We start from the raw sequence: 23,881 nt of genomic DNA, 5'->3' as shown, positions 1-23,881 counted from the left end.
GCGCAATTGTATCCACGCACTTCATCCCCGCCACCCATCCTCAATCCGAGACGGGCAGTCTGCTCAAACCAAACATCAGGGGGTCAATATTGGACGCCGATAACCCCGCTTAGGGGGTCAAAATTGCACGCCGAAACACAGGTGAGCACCACACGAAAAAGAGGCGAGGCTCCGGCATGACTAGATGACCGAGGAGTGAGGAGCAGCGCACAAATTGGAGCGAGCTTGCGCACGGACCCGCCGCCCCAGAGATCAACGTGTGCAACGTCAGCCCGCATCTTGTTGACCAGGGGGTGAGCCCGAGCGCAAAACGGGTGTTTGCGGACTATTGCAGGTAGGAGGCTCTGACGGGTGGGGTTTGGTTCCTTGTAAGGGTGGTGGTGCTGCCAGCCTCCTCTTTTACCATCTACCAACCAGGCATCATTCACTCCCCACAGGTACGCGCTCAAGCCTCTAGTTTCCTGATGCGCGCAAACATGCCTCTCTGGTGTGTCTAGGTGCTCTATCGGCGTCTGTGGCGCCGGTGTCTCTTTGGCTTACCGGGATAGCTATTGCCTGTTGCTGGCCTTGGTCTTTCCGGTGATGCTCTGCGCGGGTCGGTGTTAGTGGAGGCATCATCAGTGATTGATCGGTGCGTCTTTGGTGTCTAGTGGCTGCTGGTGAACTCCCCCGTCTATTGGTTAGCGTGTCCACAAACGGGTCTCAGGTGTCTGTGCTGCCGAAAAAGCTGAAATCGGGCCGATCTGTCAACATAGGGTAAACTTAAGGTAAACTTAGGGGTGCGTCTGAGCCCGATTTAGCCTGATTTGCGTTACGAAATGTTGACGCTTGATAGGTGTCTAGGTGCGCTAAGTTTACCTTTTTGGCGTATAGTTTACGTTGACAGCGGAAGTCGTACTTCGGACTGGTGATCTCTCCCTGCCTCTATCGCACCGTAGGGTCGTTCTTCGAATCGAAGAGGAGGATAGGATCCTCGATGCTGGTGGACCCCCGGGCGATCCCCATCACCCCCGTTCTGGTACCCTAGGACTTCGACAGTTACGGCCCGCGTCGGCAGGGACCCTACGCCAAAACACAGCCAGTCCTAGTCCCCGTTCCAGACAACCTAACGTGGTGCTTCCCTTCCTGCTCGATCACTTCGACGGACGGCAGGTCGCGGAGCAGATTCCCCAGCCTCTTGCGGCTAAACACGCGCGGGTCGAAGCTCGGGTCTCGCTTCACCAGCAACTGCCCGAATAATGCAATTGCAATGGGCTCTCCATCCGGCGCCGCGTCTCGCAGCACCGTTAGTATCAACTCCTCCGCATCGCTAGGCGCTTGCTTCCAGAAGAGGACAGGGAACTCGCTGGTCGAGGTCTGGCGAACCAGCGACCCGAAGTCCCAGAATTTGTCGCAAGCGTCCTGGAACGCCGGCGCAGTCATCTTCTGTCCAAATCCGAAGACCTGTCTGCCATCCGCACGAATGCGTCGGGCCAGAGGTACGAAATCACTGTCGCTGACGATCAACACGAACGTTTCATACGGACGGGTCAGCAGCACTTCGACGGCGTCGATGGCGAGTGCGATATCGGTCGCGTTCTTTCCCGGGGTCAAGTTAGGCAGATGGCGCGCATCGATACCGTGACGACGTATAAGTCGCGTCCACGCACCCGCGGCTCGACCCGTGTAATTTCCGTACGCTCGAACCAGGCATGTGCGCCCATGCTGTGCGACGTACTCTATAGCCCGTTCAGCGTCACTGGGGGAAACGCCATCGCAGTCAATGAAGACGGCCACGCGCGCAGGGGATTTCGACCCACCAATCGCTCTTGCGAGAAGCTTCCATGCTCTACGCATCATGGTGTGCTTCAACCCCAGCCACGTCCTCGGCCCGCCAGGAGGCCGACAGGTTCTTGATGACGTTTACTCGGGCTAACGTGGGGGTGGGCAGCATGCCACCTGACGCTAGGGCCATCCGCCAGACTAGTCGAACCAGCCGGTCTCCCGGCTGGCTGCGGTTCGATGTCTCGATGGGGGTCATGTCTACTTCCCGAAGATGGCGCGGATTGCGGAGCGGGCACGCGTGGTGATAACGGGATCGTTATTGCCTGAAGCATCCCTGATCTCTTCCAGCCAACCAACCTCGTTCTTCGTCACGATGGTTTCAAAGATGGCATCAAAGGCGCGGGCCGCGCCCGATCCGGCCCACTGCTCGACGGCCAGCTGGAGCAGGCGCGCCGGATCAACATCAAGAGCCCTGGCCAATGCTGGGACTCTGTCGAGGGGCAGGCGGGTACTGCCCGACTTGATGAGGCTCATCATGTTAGGGCTGGTAAATCCGGCTTCTGAGGCAATTCTGGCCTGGTTCTTGGTGGAGCGTAGTTCGAGAACCCGCTTTTCTAGATAGGGGATGAGGCGCGTGTCTTCGTATGGCTTGCGAATGGGCATGTCATGTCTCTCGTTGAACATGCATTCGTTATAGTCAGACGTCGCACGGGATCGCGTCGGGAAGAGCTAAGCTGACCACCGTAGGAACGCAATGCGACAGCTCGCGTCGACCGGAATGGGGCCGACAGCGGTCCGTCCGCTTTTCGGAACCACCCTGCGATTAACGACCGTCGACTGGCAGCGGCCGACTCCGTGTAGTTATTCGAGCGTGAAGTGGGAATTCCAGGCTGCCACCTGGCGAGGACATTCCAGGCACAGGGTCGGACTGGGGTGTGCTGCAGCACATGACTTAAGCACGCAAATCGTCCCCGTTGCGGGGTGACGAGCCCTTGGGTTTTATCCATCGTGCTTCAATAGAATTAACCGTCTTCCTGCTCCGCTGTCCAATTCGGATCGTGGGGTATTGCAGAGCGCCGTAATTCTATGTTGCTTACACGCATATATTTTTTTGATTTGATTCGTTATTTGGCTTGTAGCTATGTCATTGCGTTTGTTGGCCTCAGTGCTTGCTTTCATGCTGTCTAGTCTCTGGCTTTCCGCCGGTGCACTGGCACAAGAGGCTTCTGATCATAGTGACGTGCCAAAGCTTGCGGAGGAGGGCTTTGGAGACTGGCTCTATCGTTGCGCTCACCCTTCTCCGGTCGAAGCAACCGCTCAGCAGCCCGTGTGTGAAATATCGCAATCTGTCATGATCAAACCGCCCGGGAGAGACACTGGCGGTCCGGAAAACGAGTTGATCGAGATCCTCAATCTGACCTTTCTGCGCGCCAACGATCTGGCCAACAAGGTTGAGTGGGCGCTGGCGGTCCTGACGCCTTTGGACGTGCATCTGATCTCTGATTTTGGGCTGCGCATTGGTGCAAACAAGACCATTTTAGCGCGCTATCGAAACTGCAATCATCAAGGATGCTGGGTGATCGTGCCCATCGACAAAGAAGGGCTTGAAAGCCTGAAAAGGTCGGCGGAGGGGGTTGGTGCCTTTCGACTTACCACCGGGCAAGACGTCAACGTTTCTTTCTCGCTTATCGGGTTTACCAAGGCATACAACGCACTGGTTGCCGGGAGCCCGCCAAATGATGACAACGGCGTTGCACAATGAGGGGGCAGTGCCCCGCTATGGGTTGGGCGCGACGTTCGTGCCGATTGGCGCTGATCGGTGCTGCCGTTCTCGTCCTGCTGGTGGCCAATCCAGTCACTGCCCAAACGCCGCTTGAACAGGCAGCTCGACAGGCCGAGCAGGTGCAGCGCGACCAAGCGGAGCAGGCTCGTCGGCAAGAGCTGGAAGACAGGCTGGCACGCGACCTGGCGCCAGTGGGTGAAATGCCCCAGCGTCCTGTCGCTGAAGCCAGGAATGGTGTGGCTGCATGCGTTGCTATTGAGCGGATTTCAATCGAGGGCATTACACTGCTGGCGCCGGATCTCGTGTCTGAACTAACACGGCAGTACTATGGTCAATGCCTTGGCCTTGCTGAACTCAACGACATCCTGAAACAGGTCACATTTCTCTACGTTGAACGCGGCTTCATCACGTCGCGGGCGTACCTGCCAGAACAGGATTTGTCTGACGGCGATCTGCATATCGTAGTTGTCGAAGGCAATCTGAGGGGCATCATTATGGACGGCGAACCCGCGGCCCACCACTCGCAGATATTGACGGCATTTCCTGGCCTGGTGGGCAAGCCGGTGAACCTGCGCGATGCAGAGCAAGGGCTCGATCAGATTAACCGCCTCAAATCGCGCAGCGCCACGACTGAGATGAGTCCTGGAGAAGAAGTTGGCGATACCATTCTTCTGGTCACCACGGAGCACGGCAAGCCTTGGAATATCACCATCGGCTCCAACAATCTGGGCGGGCAATCGACGGGAGAGTATCAGTCCAAGATCGACATCACTTTCGACGACCTTATCGGGCTGAATGAACAATGGTCCCTCGGGTATCAAAGGAGCATGGGCAGGCATCCGCTCTGGTTTTCCCAGGATCGGCCCAATAGCGACACCTACAGTGGCGGCGTGTCCGTGCCGTTCGGATATTGGACATTTGGCCTCAATGGCTCTTGGAATGAGTATCTCTCTGAGATTGTTGGAAACGTAGCGCGGATCGAAACGTCTGGGCGCACCAGAACTATTGATTTCGATGCTTCCCGGGTTGTTTTTCGCGATCAGGTTTCCAAAACAACCATGTCCGCTGGGCTGAGCTGGAAAAGCACCGAAAGCTACATTCTTGGTAGTCTGGTGGAAGTTTCGAGCCGAAATCTGTCGGTCGCGAACCTGAGTCTGTCGTATTCACGGCAGCAAATGGGTGGGCAGCTGAGTGTGTCGGGAACCTACTCACGGGGACTACCAATTCTCGGTGCGTTTGATGACGCGGCTGCCGCGCCAGGTTCGCCCAGAGGCCAGTTCAACAAGTTCAGCGGTAATCTGACATTTGTAAAACCGTTTGAGCTTGGCCACCTCACCGCCATCTACAACGGGTCTGTGTCGGGGCAGTGGTCCCCCGATCTATTGTTTGGTTCCGAGCAAATGTCGCTGGGCGGGCTGTCGAGCGTGCGAGGCGTTCGCGAGTCGCTGCTTGCGGGCAACAATGCCTTGACCGCTCGCAATGAACTTTCTTTGCAATTTCCAGAATTGCCCAATGCTGACCTTGCCAATTTTTTGGGTCGGTTTGAGCCTTATGCCGCCTTGGACGTGGGTCAGGTTTTCGAGCAAACCGAACACGACATTGCCGGAGGTATGTTGGCTGGGTACGCCGTCGGGCTGCGCAATAGCCAGGGCGCTCTCAATTTCGATTTTTCATATAGCGATCTGATCTCGGCGCCTGCGGCTCTGACCAGCGCTACCGGCCAACCCGGCGTTTATTATGCCCGGATGTCATTGTCATTTTAGCACCTGCGTATTTTGGGGTATTGCGATGTTTCGGACAAACAGGCTGACGAAGAAGTCACACGGCTCGCTGTTGTCTCTTGATCCATACCCTCAGGCGCGCAATTGGCAGCGACGTGTTCGCGATGCTTTTGCCATCTCCATGAGTCTGCTGGTTGCGGCCCAGCCCACATTGGTCATTGCGCAACAAATTCAAATAGATAGCGCTGCCGCGACATCCAACCAGGCGACGATCGACGCTGCCGGCAATGGCGTACCCATCATCAACATCGTTGCACCCAATGCCGCGGGCCTGTCGCACAATAAGTACTCCAATTTCAACGTAGGGGCGCCCGGCGCCATCTTGAACAACTCCAACCAGAGCCTGGGCCAGTCCCAGCTCGGCGGCTTTGTTCAGGGCAACACCAATTTAACGACCTCCGGGCCCGCCAGTGTCATTCTCAATGAGGTCACCAGCGCCAACAGGTCATCGCTGAACGGCATGCTCGAAGTGCATGGGGCAGCGGCCGGGGTCGTGATTGCCAACCCAAACGGCATCACCTGCGATGGCTGTGGGTTTATCAATACGCCCCGCGTGACGTTGTCGACCGGCACGCCCGAACTGGGCGCCGGGGGCGCTCTGTCCAATTTGCGCGTGGAGGGGGGCGATGTTCTGATCGGACTCAGCGGTGCCAATCTGGGCGCAGTGAGCGTTTTTGACATCGTATCGCGCAAGATATCGGTGGGTGGACCGGTTCTGGCAGGAGACCAGCTCAACCTTGTGGCGGGACGCAATAGCTACGCCTATCAATCCGGTCTGATCACACCGATGGTCTCGGACGGCGATGAACCGGCAATAGCCATCGATTCATCGCTCCTGGGCGGCATGTACGCGGGCCAAATCAAGCTCGTATCAACAGACCAGGGCGCCGGTGTGCGGATGCAGGGCCAGATGGCGGCCAACGCCCAAGGCATGACGCTGACTGCGAGCGGCAAGCTGGTTCTGGGCAAGGTCCAGTCCAACGGAAAGCTGCGCGCGCAGTCTACTCAAAGCGCCGTTGAGGTCCAAAGCACGCTGTTTTCGGGGCAAGCCATTGAGCTCGAAGGATTAACCGCCGTTGAGCTCAAGGCGGGCGCCTTGGTGGCTTCGCAAGGTGATCTTTCGCTCAAGGCTGAGACCGTCAAACTGGAGCAAGGAGCGCTGGCGGCGGCGGGCGTCAACATAAATGGCGTCCAGACGGCGACCGGTACATTGGATGTTCGGGCCACGACGCTCGATGCAGGCAATGGCCAACTCGCTGCGGGCGCCAATCTTGTCATCAACGCCGATAGCATCAACCTCGATAGGGGTATCGACGACGGCACAGACAGCTTGCGTTCGCTCGGCCAGATTGCCCTGACGACCAACAATCTTGCCGGTTCCAACGCCCGCATTTCCTCGGCTGATGGTCTCGCCCTCAGTTCTGCGAACGCGCTGGCAGTCGTTGGCGGAACGTTTGCGTCTGGTGGGAACCTCCGCGTCGAGGCGGCAAGCGTTGACCTCAACGCAGACATCACGGCGAGCGGCACGCTCATGGTCCGCGGTGTGGCAGGCCATGTCGTCAATCAGGGCCGATTGGCGTCGGACGCTGCAACTTCGCTTGTGGCAGCCTCGAGCATATCCAACTCAGGCCATATACTGTCCCAAACCGCCCTATCGCTTAATTCTGGCGGTACGGTCACAAACAGCGCGTCTGGCAAGATCGTCTCCAATGGCACGGTTGTCCTGTCCAACGGCGCCGTCGTGAACCATGGGCAGATAGGCGCCCAGGGTGGTCCTCTCGAACTCAATGTTGCAGGGGCCCTGGACAATTCGGGGACGCTGCTGAGCACCAGCTCCGCCAGCTTTGGTGTGGATGGCAGCATCACCAACAGCGGCAACATTCTGGTGGAGGACGGCCTCCAGATTCAGGGTTCGACCGGTGCCCGTGCTGGCAGTTTCGAGAACACCAGCATCGGCACCATTAACGCCGGCACGCTCTCGCTGGCGGTCGCCCACTTGAACAATGTTGGCACCTTGACCGCCCATGACGCTGCACTGAGCAGCGACGTCTCGGGCAATGTGGCCAACTCCGGCACCATCAACGCCAAAACGCTGGTCGATCTGGGTGTTGGCGGCAATGTCACCAATTCGGGGTCGATGGTTGCCGAACAGACCATTGCGCTTGCCGGCCTGGCCGGCGGTTATCTGGCCACCCTCACCAACGCCGCGGGCGGTACGATCAATGGCGGCACCGGGCTTGCGGTAATGGCCGCTGCCCTCACCAATCAGGGGGCCGCAGGCGCCGCCAATGGTACCATTGACGTCGCCCTGACCGGCGCGTTGAACAATACCGGTCTGCTCTATAGTGGCGGATCGTCGCGGTACCGGCTGGATGGTGCCTTCACCAATATTTCGGCCGACATCATAGCCGAGACGGAGCTGACCATTGAGGGCCTGAGCGGTCCGCGTGCGGGTGCCGTGCGCAACGTCTCGGGGAATATTGAAGCCGTTGTGGGCCCGCTTGTTGTGCGCAGCGCCTCGCTTGCCAATGAGCGCCTGCAGCTTTCGGTGGGCTCGGCTGCCCCGACCAGCACATCCTCGGGCAATACGACCTACACCACGACCCAGGAGGTGGTTACTGCCAATAGCGCCGCAGCCAAACTCCTCTCAGGCGGCAGCATGATCATCGAGACCGGTTCGCTGACCAATGGTTACAGCCAGATCGCCGCCAATGGTGACATCACCATCAGCGCATCGTCCGTCACCAATATGGGTCGTGACCTGATCCGCACCGTTGTAACGACCACAACCACGCAGCATTCCAACACCTATTGCGCCGGTTGGTTTTTGTGGTTCTGCACTGGAAATCAGACCGATTACTGGACCACCTCGGAAAGCAGCACCTCATCGAGCACGACCGGTGCCGTCTTTGGCACCATTGAAGCGGGCGGCACACTGACTGCCAACGTTTCGGGCTACGTATCAAACAATGCCGTGCGTAGCGCGGCCAACCAGATCGGCCTGGCATCAGGCGCACGTGCGCTGAATGCCGCCAATGTCAGTGCGACGTCCGGTGCAAACAGCCTTGTCGCGCTCTCCAATCTGAACGTCAGCGTCGATTCCCTGCTGAACCGGACGGCTTTGTTCGATGCGCCGACGGCGCCCAACGCCCCCTATCTGATCGAGACGCGATCCGAGTTCATCGACCGCAGCAAATTCCTGGGCTCGGATTACTTCCTGAGCCGCGCCACCGGCTATGACCCATCGATCATCGCCAAATTGCTGGGCGACTCCTATGTCGAGACCCGCTTTGTCCAGGATCAGGTGTTTACCCTGACAGGACAGCGCTATCTGGGATCGGCCGATAATTCGCCAGATCTGATGAAAATGCTGTTCGACAACGCCTTGGTGGAGCAGCAAAGGCTGGGCCTCAGCGTGGGCGTGGCACTTACACCCAGCCAGATCGCCGGACTGACCCGCGACATCGTCTGGCTGGAAAAGCAGATTGTGCAGGGCCAGGAAGTCCTGTTGCCACGGGTCTATCTGTCGACAATGACCGCCAGCAATGTTGATTTTGCCTCCGCCCAGATCCGGGCAGGCCAGGTTGATGTGGCAACGGGCTCGCTGATCAATTCGGGCAATCTGTTCAGCCTGGGCAATCTGCGCGTCAGCGCCACCGATGCGGTGATCAATCGCGGCGGCAGCCTGTTCGCGGGCGCCGATATTGTCATCGACAGCAAGGGCCTGTTCGCCAATATATCGGGCACTGTTTCTGGCGATGACGTCACCCTTGTTGCCGGCTCGGTTATCAACGACACCGAAGCCACCCGCGACCTTTACGCCAATGGCTTTTCGGACCGCCAGCAGCAGACGGCGCGCATCGAAGCCCGTAATGATCTGGTCGTCAGTGCCATGGGAGCTGATGGCAGCATCAATGCCATCGGTGGCGCCTTCGTTGCTGGCAATGAGGCCCGGCTGACGGCGACCGGCGACGTCACCATTGAAGCGCTGCGGCTGGACAGTGCGTGGCAGGAAAACATCAAGGGCGGCTATGACCGCAGCGCTTCGGGTGTCCATACCTTGGCCACCGTCCAGTCCGGCGGCGACCTGCAGATCACCAGTGGCGGCGATATCCTCATGCGCGGCGTCAGCGTCGAGGCAGGCGGCGATGCGACGCTGCAAGCCATCGGCGATGTCGACATCGCCTCGGTGCAGGATTATCGCAATGATGAGCTGAAACTTGATCTCAGGGGCGGCGGCCTGTTTGGCAGCGGCCTGTTCGGCTCGAAAATCAATATTGATCGCCAGCAAAGCACAACCGAGACCAGGCGCACAGAGGCAGGCGTTGGCGGTGACTTGGTCATTCGAGCCAATGTTGGCGACATCACCCTCGATGCCGCAAAACTTGATGTGGTCGGCGAGACGCTGCTCGACGCCCAGAACGGTCAGGTCGCGCTGCTCACCGATACCGACAACACCTATTCGTCTGATTTCTATCGCGATGAGGGCTTGCTGTGGTGGAGCCAGCAGGATCAGGGCAGTTCAACCGACAACGTCATTCATACCCTGATTGAATCCGGCGGTGGTCTGACGATCACCACCAGTGATGGTGTGGTCGTTGAGTATCGCGAAACGGGTGATCTCAACGCCTCGATTGACCAGCTCTCAAAGCTGGACGGGCTGGCCTGGATGGACCAGGTCCGCCAGCAGGGCGACGGTCAGTGGCAGGCTGTGGCCCAAGCTCAGCAGAGCTGGAACTATCAGGATCAGGGGCTGACCCAGGCCGGGGCAGCACTGGTGGCGTTGGTGGTCTCCATTGCTACCCAGGGTGTTGGTAGCGGTTTTGCTTCCAGTCTTGGCTTTGCCCAGGGCACGATTGTCTCGGCGGCCATGGAGGCAGGTATCACCTCTCTGGCCTCCCAGGCTTCCATTGCCCTGATCAATAATCAGGGTGATCTCGGCGCCACTCTGGCCGATCTGGGATCCGACACCACACTCCGCGCGTTGGTCGGCTCGATGTTGACCGCTGGCCTCACCCAGGGCGTCCTCAATGTTGCCCAGATCGATGCGGTCTCGCCCAGCGCGACCCTGGGACAGAACTTTGCCAACGCCGTCCAGCGCAATCTGATCAAGGCGGCAATCAAGATTGGTGTTCAGACCACGGTCGAAGGCCAGCCTCTCGACCAGTCGCTGATCTCTGCCCTTCGCCTCGCCGCGGCCGATACATTAGGCGCTTCGGTTGCGACCGAAATCGGCAAGGCTGTCCACGGCGGGGAGATCAACAAAGCCGCGCAACTCATTGCCCACGCCGCCCTAGGCTGCGCCACCGGTACAATCAGCGCGGGCGATTGCGCTGGTGGAGCCGTGGGCGGTGTGTCTGGCGAGGTTGCGGCCGAACTATTCGTCACCAACTGGACCGCGTCTGTACTCAGCCGCGCCCAATCTGGTGAGATGACTCGCGAACAGTTGGCTGCTGAGATTGCATCGCTGGACAGCAACGCAATCAATATTGCGGCACTGACTGGCGGTCTGATGGCTGCTCTTGTAGGAGGTGACGTAAATGCCGGTTCATCCGCCGGGAGCAACGCTGCCGAAAACAACTTGCTCTGTGCTGGGCTATGCGTGGCGGCCGTTGTTCTGGCTGCTGGAGCGATTTACGCAACTGCGGTTGGTGAAGGTAACCCATTGGACGGACTGGAGAAAATCGGACGTGGAAACGATCCGTTATCTCTGGCAATGGCTAGCGGGATAGAGGCCAGCATCAGCCTCTCGATGGAGCACTTCCCTGAGCAGACTCTAGCCACGCTAGGTGTACTAGAAGCTATTGGTGAGACGTCGGATCTGATCGTTGGCTATGTGGATGCATCCACGGGCAAATTTGTTTCAGAAAACTGGAATAAGCTTCCGGAGGCGACCCGAAACCAGATCAGGGGCGGGGCGCTCTTAGCATCGTTTGCCATACCTTCTGGCACTGTTGCGAAATTGACCAACCTCACCAAAGCTAGGCAAGCGTCTGCGATTGTGACGATTTCCGGGCAGACTTGTCTCTACAGCTGCACCGTGGATGGCGTGGTTAGGTATGTTGGGATTACCGATGACATCGCCCGAAGAGGTGCTGAGCATTTGGCAACCAAGGGAATAGCCATTGAGGGAATCAGCGGTCTCTCTGGTCTATCACGCGCTGATGCTCGCGCCGTGGAACAGGTTCTGATAAACTACTACGGATTGGGAGGGCGCGGTGGAACACTGCTGAACAAGATAAATTCAATTTCACCAACAAGAAACCCGACGGCATACGAGGCGGCTCTCATTAGGGGCAAGGAAATTCTCGACAGTGTAGAATACCAATGGCCGGACTAGAAATGCTAAAACGAAAAACCGTCAAAATAGGCGATGTCTTCCAAGTGCTAACGTCAGAAGGCGTATGCTACGGGCAAGTCATAAACAAACATCCTAAGTGGAAATTTGTTGTAGCGTTGTTTCGAGAATTCTATTCGAGAGAGCCGCAATCATTCGAAGAATTAGTTTCAATGAAACCACAGTTTATTACCACGTTCCTAATTCAGGATGCCGTGCGTAGGGGGTTTTTTCATTTGATCACGAACGTACCGGTTGCGCCTAGAAATGCCGACTTTCCAGTATTTAGAGCGACGAACAACCTCAAAGGCGACGATACTATGTGGTTTTTTTGGGACGGCGAAAGGGAGTGGAAAGTACATCGCCCTCTAACCAAAGAAGAAAAGGAATACCCTAGGGGTCCTTATTTCCCGAGTGCGCCATTATTGGTGGAGATGATTGAGAAAGATTACCGGGTAGAGCGTGATTATATTTAGTCTATAAGAGCACTACATTGGAGATAATGCAGCTGGCATATGGGGCGCAGAACAGACGGTCAATCAGCCAACGACCTCATACTTGGCCAGCCGGTCGACCGCGGCCTTCTTTGTTCGCAATGTGACGTCTCCATACCCATCCGAAGCAGTTCTGCCGGTGTGGCCCTGGATGCTGTCGACAACGTGGGGGTCGAGCCCGGCTTCCCGCGACAGTGTCTTGAAACGGTGTCGCCATCCATGGTTGGGCTGCACGCCCTCCGGGATAAGCTGCTCAGACTGAAGCCATTTGCCCAACCGTGCAGACACTGCTTGCGCGGGGAGTTTTTTCGGATCGGCATCGACTGAATAAAACAGCGGCCCTTCTGGCGATTGCTCAACAAATTTCAGGAAGCCAATTTCGATTATTTGGGGATGTAGGGGTACGTCCCGATATTTCCTGCTTTTCACACTGCCAGCTTCGGGGGTGATGTGCAGGTAAGAGATGCCGTCGATCGCTTGCACGTCCGATTTGCGAAGCTGTAGGATTTCTGTGACGCGTGCTCCCGTGAATGCGCAGAGCCAAGGGCCCCAGCGCTTTGCCGCACTTACATGCTGAGACTCGCTATGCGCAGGATTGTCGCGTCTAGCCGGTCGGTATCCCAGACATCGCTTGAGGATCGCTCGTGCTTCAATATCTGTGAAGCCCTTCTCGCGTAAAACTGGGGCGGTATACATCCTCACCCTGACCCCCTTGGCCACGTTTGTTGCCAACAGCCGGTCAGCTACAGCGTCGGAAAGTATCGACTTCAAGGACGCCAGCCAGACGTCCTTTACGGTCTTGGGGCTGAGGGATTCTAGCTTAGCGTCGCGCCAAGCAATGACCTCGTCTACAGTCAATCGAAGCGCGTCATCCGCCTGTTGAACGCTTGAACCCTTCAAGCCACGAGCGCTTTTGAGGAACTGGATCAGATCCTCAAATACGCGCGTCCACGCCTTTCGGGCCGAGACGCCCCCTCCGTTCGCCTCAAGGCGCGTGAGGTGCTGCTCCAGCAAGTGGCGGAGAGACAACGGCTCGACAAAAGGCTCGATGAGGATTTCGTCTTGAACAGGAGCTAGGTGGGTAGGATGGGTGATCTCATGCGCCGCGACGCCATCGTCGCGCTCATACATGCGTGCGAGAACCTGCAGTTCCGCCTCTGCGATGGCTCGGGCAACATTGCGCCATTCTGAGGTTCCTGGCAGGGCATGGAGATTGCCCCTCAGCGTATACCTCTTGAGGAAGCCACCGAGTAGAGTGTTAACCTGCTCGTCATGAAGAGAGCCGGACGCGGCAGCACGCAGATCAGCGACGTATGAGTCGTCGATGCCGACATTGGCCCAGCTCGGCCCAGAGTCGCGAAGCGCATCGTCCAATGCCAGCTGTTCGTTGTAGTGGGCACGCGCCATCTCGGATGGCGTCATGGGTGCAGCCCGGGCAACCGCCTTGGCTGCTTCAGTACCCTGCTCGTCGGCAAGTACATGTCTGGCGTGATCCAGCCTGGCGTTGATCTTGACCAGGGCAACGGGCAAACTTTCAATTGCGACGCGTCTATCCGGGCCCAGAGGCTCCCTGAGTTCTCTGGTGCCGACAATTGACCGAAGTTTGGGCGGGACCGTCCGGCGGGCACAATAGCGTCCGTCCCGGAATAGCAGATACGGAATTTTTCGAGCCAAGATGGCGTCCATTTGTAACGTAATTTGTAACGTCAAAATGGGCGTTACCCCTGAAAAATCAAGAGTCTTATTCATATCAAAGGGTTGGGATGGTGCTGCCGGACAGGATTGAACTGTCGGCCTCCCCATTACCAATGGGGTGCTCTACCACTGAGCTACGGCAGCAAATGTTGCGCGGCAGGAATGCTCAGCGCGACGGGGGCTCTACTGCCATAGGGTCTGGCTCGACGCAAGGCAAAAAAACGCCTATCACCGGCTTCGACACCAACCCGAATCCATACCCTCCCATGACCAAATCCCAGCAGGCTGAGATTCGTGACCAAAGATTGGCCGCAAAGCTCCGCGAGAACCTCAAGCGCCGCAAGGGTCAGGCCAAGGCACGTTCCGGTTCGGAACAGCAGGCGCCCGATCCCCAACCGGCCCCCGAAACGGTCACGGTGAAGAAACCGTAAACCATTTTTGGGCGACTATCGACATCTTCAACGCTGAGTGCGGCGAGTCTGGCTTACGTGGCAACTAGGACTTGGCCTACCTCCATCCCCAGGTAGCAAGGGCAGCAGCCCGCCATATAGGACGACTAGACTATGGACCGTATCCGCTTGATCGGTGGCAATGCACTCAATGGCGAAATCGCCATCTCCGGTGCCAAAAATGCCGCTCTGCCCCTGATGATTGCCTCACTGCTGACCGACGAGCCGCTGGTGCTGCAGAATGTGCCGCGCCTTGCCGACGTCAAGCAACTCGAACGCATTCTGGAGAACCACGGCGTCGACATCGCCGTGCATGGTCGCCGCCGCGGCGAGGACGAGATGGTCGGCCAGCGCATGACCTTCCACGCCGCCGATATCGTTGACACCACCGCGCCCTATGAACTGGTCTCCAAGATGCGCGCCAGTTTCTGGGTGATCGGTCCCCTGCTGGCGCGCTGCCACGAAGCCCGCGTCTCGCTGCCCGGCGGCTGCGCCATTGGCACCCGGCCGGTTGATCTGTTCCTGTTCGGGCTCAAGGCGCTCGGCGCCGAGATCGATATCGATGAGGGCTATGTCGTTGCCAGGGCGCCCAGCGGCGGCCTGATCGGCGCCACCATCATCTTCCCGAAGGTGTCGGTCGGAGCCACCCACACTATCCTGATGGCCGCTACCCTGGCCAAGGGCACGACAATCATCGAGAACGCTGCCTGCGAACCCGAAATCACCAATGTCGCCGAATGCCTGGTTGCCATGGGCGCGAGGATTTCCGGCATCGGCACCCGCACGCTCACCATTGAAGGCGTTGAGCGGTTGCATGGCGCCACGGTAGATGTGATCCCCGATCGCATCGAAACCGGCACTTTTGCCATGGCGACTGCCATGACCGGCGGCAATGTGCTGCTCAAGGGCGCGCGTCCCGAGCACCTGCAGGCTGCGCTCGATATTCTGGCCCGCACCGGGGTTGATCTCACCGTCGAACCCGGCGGCCTGCGCGTTCGGCGCAGTGACCAGCCCATTCTGCCCGTCGATGTCGAAACCGAGCCGTTCCCGGGCTTCCCCACCGATCTGCAGGCCCAGTTCATGGCCCTGATGACCATGAGCACCGGCACCAGCCATATCCGCGAAACCATCTTTGAAAACCGCTATATGCATGTCGCTGAACTGGTTCGCTTTGGCGCCGATATTTCGGTCGATGGTCAGCTGGCGACCATTCGCGGCAAGGCCCAGCTCAAGGGTGCCCAGGTGATGGCGACCGATCTGCGCGCCTCGGTGTCGCTGGTCATTGCCGGCCTCGCCGCCAAGGGCGAAACCATCGTCAACCGCATCTACCATCTCGATCGCGGCTTTGAGGGCCTGGAAGACAAGCTCAGCCGCTGCGGCGCCGAAATCGAGCGTGTCGCCGGCTAGCTGGTCCATCAGGCGGGCAGGCGCTGTCAGTCCAGCGTCTGCCGATAGCGCAGCATTGCCAGCAGCGAAAACACCACCAGAATCAGCGCCAGTGCGCCAAACTGGCCGGTGACATCGCCACTGTCGGCGCCTTTCAGCATCACCATGCGTACCAGCCGGATGAAATGGGTGGACGGCACGCCTGTGCCCAGCACCTGGGCCCAACCCGGCATGCCGGCAAACGGGAACATGAAGCCCGACAGCAGGATCGAGGGCAGAATGGTGAAAAAGCTCAGCTGCATGGCCTGCATCTGGCTGCGTGCTACCGTCGAGATCAAGAATCCCAGCGCCAGATTGCCCAGCACGAACAGGTTGAAGCCGATGAAGAAGGCCAGGAAACTGCCCTCAAACGGCACCGAAAACAGCAGGAATGCCGCCGCCAGAAACACGACGGTCTGCCCGTAGCCCACCAGCACATAGGGCAGTATCTTGCCCAGCATCACTTCGAACGGCTTGACGGGGGTGGAGATCAGCATCTCCATGGTGCCGCGCTCATATTCCTTGACGATGGCCACCGCCGTGATCATCACCATGGTCATCGACAGGATGATGGCCAGCAGGCCCGGCACGATATTGGTCGAGGTCTTGCCCTCGGGATTGTATTGGCGGTGCACGATGACGCCAAACGGGGCAGGGGACCCCGCTACGCTGGCCAGTGGCCCGGTCAGCGTCTGCGACACGGCGCCATTGACGATGCCGCCCAGAGCGGCCGCCGCGCCCCCAATAGCGGCAGGGTCGGCCGCATCAGCCGCGATGAGGATGTCGGGGTGCAATCCCCGCACCACGTCGCGCTCGAAATCGTCCGGGATCACCACCACGAAGCTGGACGCGCCGCGTCGCAGTGCGTCCTCGCCCGCTTCCGGGCCATGCACCACGCCGGTAAAGTCGAAATAGCCTGAGGTTTCCATACCCGCCAGCACGGCGCGCACCAGCGGCCCGTCATCATTGACTTCGACCAATGTCGGCAAGTGGCGGGGATCGGCATTGATGGCATAGCCGAACAGCAGCAGCTGCATGATGGGCAGGCCGATCATCATGGCAAAGGTGACGCGGTCGCGCTGCATCTGGATAAATTCCTTGGCCAGCACCGCCACAAAGCGGGAGGGGGAAAACCAGCTCATGCCACGTCCCGCGAAAAATTGTCCTGCGCCCCGGCCATCAAATAGATGAACGCCTCTTCCAGCCCTGCCGGCTGCAGGCTCCAGCGCTGTGGTCCCCTGGTCTCGAACCGCTTGACCGTGCTCGCCAGTGCCGCCGCGTCAATGCCCGATACGTGCAATGTCGAGCCGAAGCGGGCGATCTGCGCCACCCCGGCCTGTCCCACCAGCTCGGTCTCCAGCGCCGCCAGGTCAGGGCCCTCGGCGCGCCAGGTGGTCAGACCCACCTGGGCCGGAATATCGGCTGCCGGGCCGTCGATCAGCTTCTTGCCATAGGCGATATAGGTGATGAAATCGCACTGCACGGCCTCGTCCATGTAGTGGGTCGAGACCAGCACGGTGACGCCGGTCTGGCTCAATCGCCTTATTTCGTCCCAGAAGTCGCGCCGTGCTTTGGGATCAACGCCCGCCGTGGGTTCATCGAGCAGCAGCAATTGCGGGTCGTGGATCAGGCAGGCCGCCAGGGCCAGGCGCTGCTTCCAGCCACCCGACAAGGTGCCGGCCAATTGTCCGGCGCGGTCGGCCAGTCCCAGTTCCTCCAGCGCCTTCGTTACCCGCGCCTTGCGGTTGCTGATGCCGTACATCCGGGCCACGAAATCCAGGTTCTCGCGGATAGACAGATCTTCGTAGAGGCTGAACTTCTGCGTCATGTAGCCGACCTGCTTCTTGATCTCGCCGGCCTGCTTGCGCACATCGAACCCCAGGCACGTGCCTTCTCCTGCGTCTGGAACCAGCAGGCCGCACAGCATGCGGATGGTCGTCGTCTTGCCCGAGCCATTGGGCCCCAGAAAGCCGTAGATCGCGCCGCGCGGCACGGTGATGTCGAACGCGTCAACCACCAGCTTGTCACCAAACCGCTTGCTCATCCCGCGCACGTCGATGACCCCGGCTGCGCTCATCGCGTCACCGTAACCGGTTGACCCGGTTGCAGCGTGCCGGGCGCCGCCAGCTCGGCTTCCACCAGATAGACCAGCCGTCCCCGTTCCTCGCGCGAATAGATCACGGGCGGGGTCGTCTGCGGCGTCTGTGCCAGATAGCTGATGGTGGCGCGCATGGCCGCGCAGCCATCGCACCCCACCTGCACCTCATCGCCCAATGCCAGGCCGGCGCGATCAGATTCGGGCACGAAAAACCGCGCTTTCAATGCCCCCGCCGGCAGGATGGTCACCACCGGTGCGCCACCGGCCATTTCTCCGGCGCTGAAGAACAGCCGGTCAACCAGACCATCCACCGGCGACGTGGTCTGGCGATCGGCGAAATCCAATGCCGCCCGGTGCGCATCGGCCCGCGCTGCAGTGAGATTGGCTTCCGCAGCCAGCTGCTGGGCATTGCGCGCCGGCAATTTGGCGACCCCGATCTGGGCGGCCAACTGGTCAACCTGAGCATGGGCTGCATTGAGGGCCGCCCGGTCCTGTTCGACACGCACCTCGGGCACCGTACCGGCCGCCAGCAGCTTCTCGCTGCGGGCAAGATTGGATCGCGCCAGCACCAGATCTGACTGCGCCTTGCCTAGGGCGGCCTGGATGACATCGATTTCCTGCGTCCGGCTGCCCGTTACCAGATTGTCCAGCGTCGCCTCGGCTGACGCTACCCTGGCCTCAGCAGCGTCCAGCAAGGCCTGGTGCTGCCGCGCATCGAGCGTGAATAGGACTTGCCCTGCCGTGACGGACGCGCCTTCTTCCACGGCGATATCAACAATGCGGCCGGCACTGGCCGGCGCCACATAGACATAGTCGGCCTCGAGATAGCCGATATATCCGCCCTCCACGGGCGCGCTGCCCGGCAGCAGCGCCATCAGGGCGGCCAGTATGCCGGCAAAAAATGTGTTCATGGCCGTGCCTCGCTGATGCCATAAAACAGAATGTCGAGATGGTTCTTGAGCAGGCGCTCCAGCGCCAGGCCATCAGCCGGTCGCAGGTCGAACAATTCGCTCATCGCAAGATGGGCCAGCAGCGGTCCGATCACTGAACGCACCGCCATTTCCGGATCGATGGGCCGCAGGTGACCATTGGCGACGCCGCGCGCCAACAGGGTTTCCAACGCCGGGCGGACCTTGTCGAGCACCTCGCGCCGATACATTACCGCCAGTTCGGGAAACCGCGAGACTTCGCTCAGGATCAGCTTGGGCACAGCCAGCTTGGCCGGGTCGGCCAAATGCCGACACAACATCGTCAGCAATTGGGTGATGGCTTCGCGCGGGTCGCCGGCAATTTGAGCAAGGCTATCCACAGCGTGGTCGGCAATAGGTGCGAGGGCGCGCTGCACGATGCCCTCCAACAGCGCTTCCTTGGAGGGAAAATACAAATAAACCAGCCCTTTGGAGACTCCGGCAGCGCGGGCCACCTCGTCCACCTTGGTGGCGGCAAAGCCTTTTTCGACGAACATCGCGAGGGCGGCGTCGAGCACTTCATCGGGCCGAGCCTCGGCGCGACGCCGGAATTTCTTGGTCTTTTCGTTCATCGCAATCTCCAGACCCTTCAATATATAACTGACTGGTCAGTCATTTGTAAGGGGGGTTGCGCAGATATTGACTCTCGGCTTTTTGCCGTGCCGCATTGCTCAATAGGCGTCAAACTTGTAGATCGGAGGCGGGGTGGCCAGATACGGTCCATCCAATTCAAAGGCCGACCATCCATGACCGACCTCAAGCTTCTGGCACTCGATACTGAAGATCTCGAAGTCATCTCCGCCCATGTGCAGGATGCCGTCGTGCGCGTTGCCGACATGGGCTATGCGCGCGCCGATCGCCGCTTTGCGCTGCTGATGAACCGCTTCGATTGGAATTCGGGCAAGACCCGCCGGGACAAGGGCGTGCGCAAACGCGCCGCGCTGCATTTTGATTCCGTCCAGTCCGTCGTCACCAGTGGTTATGATCCCGCAGCCGCCGAAGGCGTGCTGGAACTGCTGGCCATCACCTTCAAGCCGATTGATGGGCCTGCTGGCATCATCGAACTCAGCTTTGCAGGCGGAGGCACCGTTCGACTCGGTGTTGAGTGCCTGGAAGCCAGGCTCAGCGATCTGGGTGGCGCCTGGGCCGCAGCGGCCAAGCCGGCCCACTCTCTCGACTGAGGACTGCTGATGCCTATTCGTCTCGACAGTGCCGACCCCGATTTCGAGCAGCGTTTCGTGCAACTGCTTGAGGGCAAGCGCGAAGCCAGCCAGGACGTCAACGACACCGTGGCGGCCATCATTGCCGATGTACGCCGGCGCGGCGACGTGGCGGTGGTGGAACTGACCAACAAGTTTGATCGCTCCCACGTTGCGCCCGACACGCTGGCCATCTCCGCCGACGAGATTGCCCGTGCCGCTGCCAGTGTACCCGACACGATCCGCGCGGCGCTGCAGACCGCCCATGACCGCATCTGGGCACACCACGTCAAACAGAAGCCGGAAGACCACATCTATACCGACCATCTAGGCGTCACGCTGGGGACCCGCTGGACCCCGGTTGATGCCGTCGGCATCTATGTGCCGGGCGGCCTGGCCTCCTACCCCTCTTCGGTTTTGATGAATGCGGTGCCAGCCCAGGTTGCCGGCGTGGCGCGCATCGCCATGGTCGTGCCCACCCCCAATGGCGAGATCAACCCCGCCATTCTGCTGGCCGCCCAGATCGCTGGCGTGACCGAGATTTACCGCATTGGCGGCGCCCAGGCCGTCGCCGCGCTCGCCTATGGCACCGCATCCATCGCCAGGGTCGACAAGGTCGTGGGGCCGGGCAATGCCTATGTCGCCACCGCCAAGCGCCAGGTCTTCGGCCAGGTCGGTATCGATATGATCGCCGGCCCCTCCGAGGTGCTGGTCATCGCCGATGGCTCGGCCAACCCGGCCTGGGTCGCCGCCGATCTCATCGCCCAGGCCGAGCACGGCGCCGGGGCCCAATCCATCCTGGTCACCACCGAAAAGGGCCTGGCCGATACCGTTGCTGCCGAGGTCGACCGCCAGCTTGCCCTGTTGCCAAAGCAAGAGATCGCCCGCCAGGGCTGGGACGAATTTGGCGCCATCATCACCGTGACTTCGCTTGATGAAGCCGCGCTGCTGGCCAACCGCATTGCCTCCGAACATGTCGAACTGGCCATCAACGATCCGCAGGGCCTGTTGCCCGCCATCCGCCACGCTGGCGCGATCTTTTTGGGCCACCACACGCCCGAAGCCATTGGCGACTATGTCGGCGGCTCCAACCACGTGCTCCCCACCGCCCGTTCGGCACGCTTTGCCTCGGGTCTGGGCGTGCTCGATTTCATGAAGCGCACCTCCATTCTCGGCTGCGACCCGTCCTCGCTTTCCGCGCTCTCGGAGGCGGCCGTCACCATTGCCGAGGTTGAAGCGCTGCACGGGCACGGGCAGTCCATTTCCATTCGGCTGAACCGCTGAGCATGCTGGTGGGCACGAACACGCGCGCCACGTCCGATTCTGCCAACACCGATCGTCTGGTGACCGTTACGCTCGATCCCAATACCATCACCTCGATCAATCCTGACGAGGTGCATGAATGGCGCGTCGCCATTTACGACCTGCTCGAAGACAACAACTTCCGGCCCGCCCGCGTCAGTGCCACCGGGCCGTTTGCCTTGCATATCTCGATCATCGGCAATTCCATCGTGCTCGATGTGCGCAACCCCGACACTTTCCAGCCCATTGCGGCGCATTATTTGTCGCTGACCCCGTTCCGCCGGCTGATCCGCGACTATTTCCGCATTCGCGACGCCTATTACGAAGCCATTCGGTCCGCCCAGCCATTCCAGATCGAGACTGTCGACATGGCCCGGCGCGGCCTACACAACGAAGCGGCCGAACTGCTGCGCAGCCGACTCGACAATAAGCTGATCATCGATCTGAACACCGCCAGACGTCTGTTCACCCTGATCTGCGCCGTGCAGCCCTATGCCAGCCGCATCGATGAGAGCACCTCCATGCTGCCCACCGTGCTGTTTGTCTGCTCGATGAATGCGGTGCGCTCGCCCATCGCCGCTGCGCTCGCCCGCAAGGCCTTTCCCGGCCGCATCATTGCCCGCTCGGTGGGGGTCAATGGCGGCAAGGTCGATCAGTTCGTCCATCAGGTCATGGAGGAGGTGGGCATTGATATGAGCGTGCACACGCCACACACGCTCGGTGAGCTGGTGGCCAGCCATTTTGATCTGGTGATCTGCCTGTCCGATGACGCTCTCGAAGCGGTGACGCGCAAGGATCTCGAGGCGGGCGCCATCGAGCATTGGGATGTGCCCGATCCCTCGCTGGTCGAGGGCAATCGCGAGGTTGTCCTGAGCGCCTATCGAGCTTTGCGCGACATGCTTTCCAGGCGGGTTCGCGAGCGCTTGGAGTCACTGGTTTCCGGTGGTTCACAAACCCGATAAATTGAAGTAGGTTCCGCCCAATTTCCGACCTCTGGCGCGCCAATCCGAGCAGCGCGGGGTCTTATCTGGAGACAGTATGGCAAAGGAAGAAGTGCTCGAATTCCCGGGCGTGGTAATGGAATTGCTTCCCAACGCGACCTTTCGGGTCAAGTTGGAGAACGACCATGAGATCATCGCCCACACCGCCGGTCGGATGCGCAAGAATCGCATTCGCGTCCTCGCCGGTGACAAGGTCCTGTGCGAAATGACGCCCTATGACCTCACCAAGGGCCGCATCACCTACCGCTTCAAATAGTTTGGCGCGACCGCCCGAAGGGTGGACAAAACGATTCAGTGGATCGTTTTGAGCGAATGAACGCCCTGAGCCACGCGAAGGGCCCAGTCCCTCAACGGAGTTCGATCTCATGGCCAGCCGTCCGGACCTGATCCTGGCCTCCGCCTCTCCGCGCCGGCTGGCTCTGCTCAACCAGATTGGCATTGAACCCGAGCACCTGGTGCCCGCCCATGTCGATGAGACGCCTGAAAAGGGCGAACTGCCGCGCAAGCTGGCGCAACGCCTTGCCGATCTCAAGGCGCTGACCGCCCAGCACAAGGCCCGCTCTGCTGGTTTTGGCGTGGGTGCGCTCGTGCTCGGCGCCGACACCGTCGTCGCCGTCGGGCGGCGCATCCTGCCCAAGGCCGAAACCATGCAGGAGGCCAGCGAGTGCCTGTCCCTGCTCTCGGGCCGGGCCCACCGGGTCTATACCGGCCTGACCGTGCTGACGCCCTCGGGCGCCAGGCGGCAGCGCCTGGTGGAAACCCGGATCCGCTTCAAGCGCCTCTCCAGCCGCGAAATGGAAGCCTATCTGGCCAGCGCCGAATGGCGGGGCAAGGCTGGCGGCTACGCCATCCAGGGCATCGCTGCGGCCTTTGTTGTCAAACTCTCCGGTTCCTATTCCGGTGTCGTTGGTCTGCCCCTGATGGAAACCGCCCAGTTGCTGGCCGGCGAGGGCTACCCCGTCCATTTCAACTGGCTCAACCAGTCCACCCTGTCCGGCGTCTGATGAGCGAACCTGTCACACCGCTCCGCCCATGCCCGATTTGCAGCAAGCCTGCTGTGGAGGCCTTCAAGCCCTTCTGCTCAAAGCGCTGCGCCGATGTGGACCTGCACCGCTGGCTGACCGGCGGCTACGTCATTCCGGCGCGCGATGATGAACCGCTGCCCGACACCGATGGCGCCAACTACGGCGACGACGAAGACAACAATATCTGAGCCCGTCCTGGTCCCGCCGCCCCGCCCTTTGTCCCACTATCCGCTGGCTTTCCGGCGCTGATCGCAAACTCCTTTTCCACATGCCCTTTTCCCGCTTGCACGGCAAAAACCCATCCCCTATAAGGCCCATGGCTTCAAGCCGGGCGGACCTCCCGCCCACTTGCCCGGGTAGCTCAGTTGGTAGAGCAGCGGATTGAAAATCCGCGTGTCACTGGTTCGATTCCGGTCCCGGGCACCATTTCTCCTTTTCATAACTTCTCATGCCGTCACCTAAGCCATTGTCAATAAATGGTTTAGCCGAGGCTGGCTGCTCATAGCTCATCATGGAGCACCCCTGCTTCACATCAAGCTGGGGGTATCATTCGGGGGTAC

19 protein-coding genes and 2 tRNA genes are annotated in these 23,881 nt (G+C 59.9%); 13 read left to right on the top strand and 8 right to left on the bottom strand.

Annotated features, from left to right (window positions below; genetic code table 11):
- Nucleotides 1–1,062: 1,062 nt before the first annotated feature.
- Entirely contained in the window at nt 1,063–1,836 is a 774-nt protein-coding gene (locus Q8O80_RS16445; RefSeq protein ID WP_305581198.1) for an NYN domain-containing protein, read from the bottom strand.
- A gap of 186 nt (nt 1,837–2,022) precedes the next feature.
- Nucleotides 2,023–2,427, bottom strand: a complete 405-nt coding sequence (locus Q8O80_RS16440) for an XRE family transcriptional regulator (protein ID WP_305581194.1) — start codon at nt 2,425–2,427, stop codon at nt 2,023–2,025.
- A 478-nt stretch (nt 2,428–2,905) separates the two neighbouring features.
- Between Q8O80_RS16440 and Q8O80_RS16435 the strand changes: the two genes are divergently transcribed.
- The 4 genes from Q8O80_RS16435 to Q8O80_RS16420 all read left to right on the top strand — a co-directional run bounded on the left by Q8O80_RS16435 (nt 2,906) and on the right by Q8O80_RS16420 (nt 12,141).
- Nucleotides 2,906–3,526, top strand: coding sequence for an invasion associated locus B family protein (locus Q8O80_RS16435; protein WP_305581192.1), 621 nt, complete (start codon nt 2,906–2,908; stop codon nt 3,524–3,526).
- A gap of 44 nt (nt 3,527–3,570) precedes the next feature.
- Nucleotides 3,571–5,310: a ShlB/FhaC/HecB family hemolysin secretion/activation protein gene (locus tag Q8O80_RS16430; RefSeq protein WP_305581190.1), complete on the top strand. Its 1,740-nt coding sequence runs from the start codon at nt 3,571–3,573 to the stop codon at nt 5,308–5,310.
- Between the two features lie 139 nt (nt 5,311–5,449).
- A complete protein-coding gene (locus Q8O80_RS16425) occupies nt 5,450–11,668 on the top strand; it encodes a DUF637 domain-containing protein (protein WP_305581188.1) in 6,219 nt (2,072 codons plus the stop codon).
- Nucleotides 11,656–12,141, top strand: a complete 486-nt coding sequence (locus tag Q8O80_RS16420) for an Imm26 family immunity protein (protein ID WP_305581186.1) — start codon at nt 11,656–11,658, stop codon at nt 12,139–12,141. Before Q8O80_RS16425 ends, Q8O80_RS16420 begins: the two co-directional genes overlap by 13 nt.
- 63 nt (nt 12,142–12,204) lie before the next feature.
- On the opposite strand, the gene Q8O80_RS16415 is transcribed toward Q8O80_RS16420, so the two are convergent.
- The gene (locus Q8O80_RS16415) at nt 12,205–13,908 is read right to left on the bottom strand and encodes a tyrosine-type recombinase/integrase (protein ID WP_305581184.1); all 1,704 of its coding nucleotides are present in this window, start codon (nt 13,906–13,908) and stop codon (nt 12,205–12,207) included.
- Nucleotides 13,909–13,923: 15 nt separating this feature from the next.
- A tRNA-Thr gene (locus Q8O80_RS16410) sits at nt 13,924–13,998 on the bottom strand.
- Between the two features lie 122 nt (nt 13,999–14,120).
- On the opposite strand from Q8O80_RS16410, the gene Q8O80_RS16405 reads away from it, so the two are divergent.
- Both Q8O80_RS16405 and murA read left to right on the top strand, forming a co-directional pair.
- Nucleotides 14,121–14,285 (top strand): hypothetical protein, encoded by a 165-nt coding sequence (locus Q8O80_RS16405; RefSeq protein ID WP_305581183.1) that lies wholly within the window; start codon nt 14,121–14,123, stop codon nt 14,283–14,285.
- Between the two features lie 132 nt (nt 14,286–14,417).
- Entirely contained in the window at nt 14,418–15,710 is a 1,293-nt protein-coding gene (gene murA / locus Q8O80_RS16400) for a UDP-N-acetylglucosamine 1-carboxyvinyltransferase (protein ID WP_305581181.1), read from the top strand.
- 26 nt (nt 15,711–15,736) lie between these two features.
- Here the strand turns inward: murA and Q8O80_RS16395 are convergent, their stop codons facing one another.
- Genes Q8O80_RS16395 through Q8O80_RS16380 form a run of 4 tightly spaced genes read right to left on the bottom strand, consistent with a single transcriptional unit; the run spans nt 15,737 to nt 19,366 of the window.
- On the bottom strand, nt 15,737–16,870 hold the full coding sequence (locus Q8O80_RS16395; protein ID WP_305581179.1) for an ABC transporter permease: 1,134 nt from the start codon (nt 16,868–16,870) through the stop codon (nt 15,737–15,739).
- On the bottom strand, nt 16,867–17,805 hold the full coding sequence (locus Q8O80_RS16390; RefSeq protein WP_305581177.1) for an ABC transporter ATP-binding protein: 939 nt from the start codon (nt 17,803–17,805) through the stop codon (nt 16,867–16,869). The genes Q8O80_RS16395 and Q8O80_RS16390 overlap by 4 nt, the downstream gene beginning before the upstream one ends.
- The gene (locus Q8O80_RS16385) at nt 17,802–18,737 is read right to left on the bottom strand and encodes an HlyD family secretion protein (RefSeq protein WP_305581175.1); all 936 of its coding nucleotides are present in this window, start codon (nt 18,735–18,737) and stop codon (nt 17,802–17,804) included. The genes Q8O80_RS16390 and Q8O80_RS16385 overlap by 4 nt, the downstream gene beginning before the upstream one ends.
- The gene (locus tag Q8O80_RS16380; RefSeq protein ID WP_305581173.1) at nt 18,734–19,366 is read right to left on the bottom strand and encodes a TetR/AcrR family transcriptional regulator; all 633 of its coding nucleotides are present in this window, start codon (nt 19,364–19,366) and stop codon (nt 18,734–18,736) included. The genes Q8O80_RS16385 and Q8O80_RS16380 overlap by 4 nt, the downstream gene beginning before the upstream one ends.
- A 174-nt stretch (nt 19,367–19,540) precedes the next feature.
- On the opposite strand from Q8O80_RS16380, the gene Q8O80_RS16375 reads away from it, so the two are divergent.
- The 7 genes from Q8O80_RS16375 (at nt 19,541) to Q8O80_RS16340 (ending at nt 23,747) form a co-directional block, all read left to right on the top strand.
- On the top strand, nt 19,541–19,975 hold the full coding sequence (locus tag Q8O80_RS16375; RefSeq protein ID WP_305581171.1) for a DUF2948 family protein: 435 nt from the start codon (nt 19,541–19,543) through the stop codon (nt 19,973–19,975).
- 9 nt (nt 19,976–19,984) lie between these two features.
- The gene (hisD, locus tag Q8O80_RS16370; RefSeq protein WP_305581169.1) at nt 19,985–21,277 is read left to right on the top strand and encodes a histidinol dehydrogenase; all 1,293 of its coding nucleotides are present in this window, start codon (nt 19,985–19,987) and stop codon (nt 21,275–21,277) included.
- Nucleotides 21,278–21,285: 8 nt separating this feature from the next.
- Complete coding sequence (locus Q8O80_RS21625) at nt 21,286–22,257, top strand: UPF0262 family protein (protein WP_371136229.1); 972 nt, start codon at nt 21,286–21,288, stop codon at nt 22,255–22,257.
- 76 nt (nt 22,258–22,333) lie between these two features.
- A complete protein-coding gene (gene infA, locus Q8O80_RS16355) occupies nt 22,334–22,552 on the top strand; it encodes a translation initiation factor IF-1 (RefSeq protein WP_046109701.1) in 219 nt (72 codons plus the stop codon).
- A gap of 109 nt (nt 22,553–22,661) precedes the next feature.
- On the top strand, nt 22,662–23,300 hold the full coding sequence (locus Q8O80_RS16350) for a Maf family nucleotide pyrophosphatase (protein ID WP_305581163.1): 639 nt from the start codon (nt 22,662–22,664) through the stop codon (nt 23,298–23,300).
- Nucleotides 23,300–23,509, top strand: a complete 210-nt coding sequence (gene yacG / locus Q8O80_RS16345) for a DNA gyrase inhibitor YacG (protein WP_305581161.1) — start codon at nt 23,300–23,302, stop codon at nt 23,507–23,509. The genes Q8O80_RS16350 and yacG overlap by 1 nt, the downstream gene beginning before the upstream one ends.
- Before the next feature lie 162 nt (nt 23,510–23,671).
- Nucleotides 23,672–23,747: transfer RNA gene (locus Q8O80_RS16340), tRNA-Phe, on the top strand.
- Nucleotides 23,748–23,881: the final 134 nt, after the last annotated feature.

The sequence above is a fragment of the Devosia sp. genome, assembly GCF_030689745.1.
GTDB lineage: Bacteria > Pseudomonadota > Alphaproteobacteria > Rhizobiales > Devosiaceae > Devosia > Devosia alba.
This window is presented reverse-complemented; position numbering and strand designations above follow the sequence as displayed.

Bases quoted from the DNA above. Each gene is read 5' to 3' on its own strand.
- yacG (WP_305581161.1), top strand. From the start codon at position 23,300: ATGAGCGAACCTGTCACACCGCTCCGCCCATGCCCGATTTGCAGCAAG.
- Q8O80_RS16440 (WP_305581194.1), bottom strand. From the start codon at position 2,427: ATGCCCATTCGCAAGCCATACGAAGACACGCGCCTCATCCCCTATCTA.
- Q8O80_RS16420 (WP_305581186.1), top strand. From the start codon at position 11,656: ATGGCCGGACTAGAAATGCTAAAACGAAAAACCGTCAAAATAGGCGAT.
- infA (WP_046109701.1), top strand. From the start codon at position 22,334: ATGGCAAAGGAAGAAGTGCTCGAATTCCCGGGCGTGGTAATGGAATTG.
- Q8O80_RS16445 (WP_305581198.1), bottom strand. From the start codon at position 1,836: ATGCGTAGAGCATGGAAGCTTCTCGCAAGAGCGATTGGTGGGTCGAAA.
- murA (WP_305581181.1), top strand. From the start codon at position 14,418: ATGGACCGTATCCGCTTGATCGGTGGCAATGCACTCAATGGCGAAATC.
- Q8O80_RS16425 (WP_305581188.1), top strand. From the start codon at position 5,450: ATGAGTCTGCTGGTTGCGGCCCAGCCCACATTGGTCATTGCGCAACAA.
- Q8O80_RS16405 (WP_305581183.1), top strand. From the start codon at position 14,121: ATGACCAAATCCCAGCAGGCTGAGATTCGTGACCAAAGATTGGCCGCA.
- Q8O80_RS16435 (WP_305581192.1), top strand. From the start codon at position 2,906: ATGTCATTGCGTTTGTTGGCCTCAGTGCTTGCTTTCATGCTGTCTAGT.
- Q8O80_RS16375 (WP_305581171.1), top strand. From the start codon at position 19,541: ATGACCGACCTCAAGCTTCTGGCACTCGATACTGAAGATCTCGAAGTC.
- hisD (WP_305581169.1), top strand. From the start codon at position 19,985: ATGCCTATTCGTCTCGACAGTGCCGACCCCGATTTCGAGCAGCGTTTC.
- Q8O80_RS16380 (WP_305581173.1), bottom strand. From the start codon at position 19,366: ATGAACGAAAAGACCAAGAAATTCCGGCGTCGCGCCGAGGCTCGGCCC.
- Q8O80_RS16395 (WP_305581179.1), bottom strand. From the start codon at position 16,870: ATGAGCTGGTTTTCCCCCTCCCGCTTTGTGGCGGTGCTGGCCAAGGAA.
- Q8O80_RS16390 (WP_305581177.1), bottom strand. From the start codon at position 17,805: ATGAGCGCAGCCGGGGTCATCGACGTGCGCGGGATGAGCAAGCGGTTT.
- Q8O80_RS16350 (WP_305581163.1), top strand. From the start codon at position 22,662: ATGGCCAGCCGTCCGGACCTGATCCTGGCCTCCGCCTCTCCGCGCCGG.
- Q8O80_RS16415 (WP_305581184.1), bottom strand. From the start codon at position 13,908: ATGAATAAGACTCTTGATTTTTCAGGGGTAACGCCCATTTTGACGTTA.
- Q8O80_RS16385 (WP_305581175.1), bottom strand. From the start codon at position 18,737: ATGAACACATTTTTTGCCGGCATACTGGCCGCCCTGATGGCGCTGCTG.